At 70.7% G+C, this 4,486-nt stretch carries 4 protein-coding genes; all 4 read right to left on the bottom strand.

Translation table 11 applies throughout. The features are described 5' to 3' along the window. Nucleotides 1–1,164 (bottom strand): FAD-dependent monooxygenase (locus AOK03_RS36985; RefSeq protein ID WP_055569758.1); only part of this gene is annotated, 1,164 nt, incomplete at its 3' end. Between the two features lie 184 nt (nucleotides 1,165–1,348). Then, nucleotides 1,349–2,887, bottom strand: coding sequence for an alpha/beta hydrolase (locus tag AOK03_RS36980; protein WP_063792661.1), 1,539 nt, complete (start codon nucleotides 2,885–2,887; stop codon nucleotides 1,349–1,351). Between the two features lie 282 nt (nucleotides 2,888–3,169). Beyond that, nucleotides 3,170–3,853: a sulfotransferase family protein gene (locus tag AOK03_RS36975; RefSeq protein WP_055569756.1), complete on the bottom strand. Its 684-nt coding sequence runs from the start codon at nucleotides 3,851–3,853 to the stop codon at nucleotides 3,170–3,172. Between the two features lie 123 nt (nucleotides 3,854–3,976). Continuing rightward, nucleotides 3,977–4,486 (bottom strand): carboxymuconolactone decarboxylase family protein (locus AOK03_RS36970; protein ID WP_341845845.1); only part of this gene is annotated, 510 nt, incomplete at its 5' end.

Below are 4,486 nucleotides of genomic sequence, written 5' to 3'. Positions count from 1 at the left end.
CAGCAGGGGGTGCTCCCCCGGCCCCAGGTCGTAGCCGATGCCCAGCCCGCTCACGATGCCGGCCAGGTGCCCGGCCGCCTCCTTGTGCTCCATCAGCTCGCCCAGCACCCCGCGCAGCGGGTCCATGTCGGCGTCGCCGAGGTAGAGCAGGGACGCCGCCTGGGCGTTGCGGATCAACTGCTCGCCGATCGGGTGGCGTTCGCCGTGGTAGGTGTCGAGCAGGTGCGCGGGCGCCCAGCCGGCCAGGACCGCGGCGAGCTTCCAGCCGAGGTTGGCCGCGTCCTGCAGGCCGGCGCTGAGCCCCCAGGCGGCCAGCGGCGGCATCGCATGCGCGGCGTCGCCCGCCAGGAGCACCCGGCCGCGCCGGTACTCCTCGGCCAGGCCGGCCGCGTTGCCGCAGGCCCACATCCACTGCGCCTCGGCGTGGTGGATGGACTCGCCGGTCAGGCGCTGCCAGGCGTCGGCGATCTGAGGGAACGTCAGTGCGTCGGGGTTCTGCTGCGGGGGCAGGGTCTTGTCGTGGACGACGATGCGGTAGCGGCCCTCGCCCAGCGGGGTGCACACCACCATGTGGCCGCCGGGCAGGCGTTCCCCGATGGGCCGCGGGCGCAGCTGCACCCCGGTGATCTCCGCGGTGTACATGCCGCGGGTGGCCGGCCACTCCTTGGCCGGGATGCCGGCCGCGGTGCGCACGATGCTCTGCGGGCCGTCGCAGCCGACCACGTAGCGGGCGCGTTCCTGGCCGGGGCCCTCGGGCCCGGCGAAGCTCACGACGACGCCGTCGGGCTCCTCGCGCACACCGGTGACCTCGTGGCCGCGGCGCACCGGCACCCCGAGTCCGGCCAGCCAGCTGCCCAGCATGTCCTCGGTGCGGGCCTGGGAGAGGCCCAGGACGCCGCTGTGGTCCTCGTCCAGCATGCCAAGATCGAACCGGACGCCGCCGAAGTGTCCCATCGGGCCCCAGCGGAATGCGCCGAGCCGGGGCAGCAGTCCGCGCTGATCCAGTGATTCGGCGGCCCGCCGGTTGAATCCGAGTGCGCGGGATTCCCCGGAGGGCGCGGTGGTCTTGTCGAAGACGGTGACTTTCACACCGCCCAGGTGGAGTTCGCCGGCCAGCATCAATCCGACCGGCCCGGCACCGACAATTATTACGCCAGTTTCCATTGTTGACCTTCCACGCGGGGCGGCTGAGGAATCGTCGATGTCAAAGTACACATCGCCATGTTCGGCTGCAATGACGGCCATGAATTCATAAGTCGGGCCGTTCGCCCGGGCGTTCAACCGCTGATTTCCGGGGTTGAACGCGATGGAACGCGGCGGGCGGGCGGCGGAATTTCGGTGCGGTGTTCTACGGGGTGGGCACCGGGGCCGGGTTGGCCTCGCAGGTGGCGTCGGCGCCCTGGCCGGCGGCCGGGCGGGTGCCGTCCCTGAGGTAGTCGCCGACGTGGCTGTTGATGCAGGTGTTGGCGTTGCGGGACAGCGACGTCTCGTGCTCGTAGCCGTTGCGCTCGACCAGCAGCCGGGAGTCGGGGAAGCGCCGGTGCAGGTCGTAGGCGCCCGCCAGCGGGGAGCCGGCGACGTGCTCGCCCTGCACGACCAGGACGTTCACGTTCTTGGCGCCGACCTTTTGCGGTGTGCCCGCGGGGGCGGGCCAGAACGCGCACGGCGCGTTATACCAGGCGTTGTACCAGGTCAGGAAGGTGGTGCCGGCGCGGTACTGGCGTGTGTAGTCGTTGTGCCAGCGCTGCCAGCCGCGCGGCCAGGGCGAGTCGGTGCACTGGACCGCGTTGTACATGGCCTGCTTGTTCTGCGTCGGGTAGCCCGGGTCGTTGAAGTTGGCCTTCAGGCCCGCGGGGTCCTTGCGCAGCACCCAGTCGGCCAGCGCCTTGCTGTGGCCCACCCAGGAGGAGCGGCGGTAGAGGTTGACCAGGAACACCTCGGTGTATTCGGCCGGTCCGATGCGGCCGTCGACCGGTGCCTTGCGGAGCATCTCCATGCCTGCGTAGTACTTGGCCTCGACCGCGGCCCGGGTGGTGCCCAGGTGGTAGGTCGCATCGTTGCGGGCGATCCAGGCGAAGTAGTTCTCGGCGCTCTTCTCGAAGGTGCCGTTCTGCTCGAGGACGTCCTCGTACCAGCCGTCGGCGGGGTGCACCACGGTGTCCAGCACCATCCGGCGCACCCGGTGCGGGTACATCGAGGCGTAGACCGAGCCGAGGTAGGTGCCGTAGTCCCAGCCGAAGTAGGTGAGCTGTTCCTGGCCGAGCGCCTGGCGGATGCGGTCCAGGTCGCGGGCGGCGTCCTTGGTGCTCAGGAAGTCGAGGGTGTCGCCGTGGGTGCGGCCGCAGCTGTCGGCGAAGGCGCGGGCCCGCTCGCGCCAGGCCCGTTCGTCGGCGGCGGTCCTGGGCACCAGGTCGGCGCGGGCCTTGCCGGGCCAGACGTAGGTCGGCTCGCAGGTGATCCGCGGTTCGCTGGCGCCGGTGCCGCGCGGGTCGAAGCCGATCCAGTCGTAGGTGGCGCCGACGGCCGGGGACAGCCCGGAGGTGCCCTTGGCGAACCGGGTGGGCAGGTCGCGTCCGAACTGGCCGGGCCACTGGCCGCGGTTGAGCAGCACGATGCCCTGGTACTGCTCGTCGGGTGCGGTGTGCCTGGCGCGGGTGAGCGCCAGGGTGATGGTCCGGCCCTGGGGCCGGCTGTGGTCGAGCGGGACGTCGAGCGAGCCGCACTCCAGCCCTTTCAGCAGACCTCCGACGACGGGGTCGTTGTCCGGGCAGGGCGACCAGGAGATGCCGGCCGCCGGCCGGTCGGCCGAGGCCTTCGCCGGTGCCGCGGCGACCGTTCCCGCCAGGGCGGTGGCGGCCGCCGCCGTAATTGCCAGAAACTTCCTCACGTATTCCCCTTCTTGAGGCAGGTCCGCCGCCGGGCCGATATGCGGGCAGGCCGGCGAAGCCGATTTTCACGGGCAGGTCCAGGGGGCGGCGCGAGACTATCGGCTGGGGGAAGTGGCGTGAAAACAACTACGGTTGAACAATGACCGCCGGTGGAGCGGGCCTTGAATTGCGGTATCGGTCCGGTCCTGCGGGCCGGTTCCGTAAACGCAAAAATCCCCCGCGGGGCAGCCATGAATTCGGCTGCCCCGCGGGGGAAAAGAGGAAATCAGGTGCAGGCGGTGTTACCGCGCCGCGCCGGGTGCGCCACCGGGTGCGGGCGGGCCGCCGGCGGCCATCTGCTGCATCCGCTCACGCATGTTCGCGGTGGTGTTGGCGTGCGGGAAGTCCGTGGTCGGCGCGTCGGCCCCCAGGAACGCGCAGAGCGGTTCCCAGCCCTGCTGCACGTCGTAGACCAGGAGGTTGTCGGCGGGAACCGCGTCGATGATCTCCTGGTTGCGGCGGCGGTAGACCTCGATGGCGTGGTCCTTGTCGGAGAACCGCCCCTCGAACAGGCCCTCCCAGGTCATGACGTTGGTCATGCGGTAGACCCGGGCCTGCCGGCTCCCCTGCTCGGGAGGGGTCTCCTTGTTCTTCAGGACGAACTGGTACAGCGTGTTGTACGTGCTCTCGTACCAGCCGTCGGCGTCGCGGACCGTGAGGACGACCTTGGCGTCGGGGAACGCCTTGATGATCTGGTCGTAGTAGAAGGAGGGCGGGCCGTCCACCGCGGAGGTGTAGCCCTCGAACACCGCGTCCCAGTCGGGCTGTTGGCCCTCGCAGATGATGCGTTCCCACTGCTCCAGGCGCTTCTCGTCGCCGACGATGTCGAACATGTGGTAGCAGGGGCCGTAACCGAGCTGTTCCAGCGCCACCTGCAGTGACGTGGTCCCGGTCCTGCCTAGACCGGCGTTGATGAGCTGCAACACGGTGCGGTTCCTTCCCTGCGGCTGGGTGGTGGTCCCGGGCGTCACTGCTATGACGCCCGGCGGCGCGAAGATGTGACAGGCGCTCCTGGCCGCACGGGCCGGGACCGGCGGGTCCGAAGCGGCTCAGCGCCAGGCCGCGGGCACCTGCCGGGTGGCGACGTTGATGCGGTTCCAGAGGTTGACCAGGCCGATGTGGATGACCAGCGAGGCGAGTTCCTCCTCGGTGTAGAGCCCGGCCGCCTCCTGCCAGACCTCGTCGGGCACCGCGTCCTCCCGGCCGGTGAGTTCGGTGGCGTCCTCGGCCAGTGCCAGGGCGGCGCGCTCGGCGGGGCTGAAGCAGGTCGCCTCGCGCCACTCGGCCACCTGGGGCAGGCGCTGGTCCGCCTCGGCGGCCTGCCCCAGGTCCTCGGGGATCGTGTAGATGCGGCCGTTGATCTGGCTCACCCGCAGCCGGATGAGGTCGAGCGTCTGCTGCGGGACGCCGACCTTGCCGATGACCTTGGTCAGGTCGAGCAGCGGCTGCAGGGCGTCGGGCACGACCAGCGAGGGGTTGTTCATCCGGGGTGGCATCGGGGCGTCTCCTGTGAGTCGGGCCCGCACCGTCGTGGCTCCGGCGCCGCCCGGCACGGAGCG

Origin of the sequence: Streptomyces atriruber (genome assembly GCF_001418325.1) — a bacterium.
Taxonomy (GTDB): Bacteria; Actinomycetota; Actinomycetes; order Streptomycetales; family Streptomycetaceae; genus Streptomyces; species Streptomyces atriruber.
This window is presented reverse-complemented; position numbering and strand designations above follow the sequence as displayed.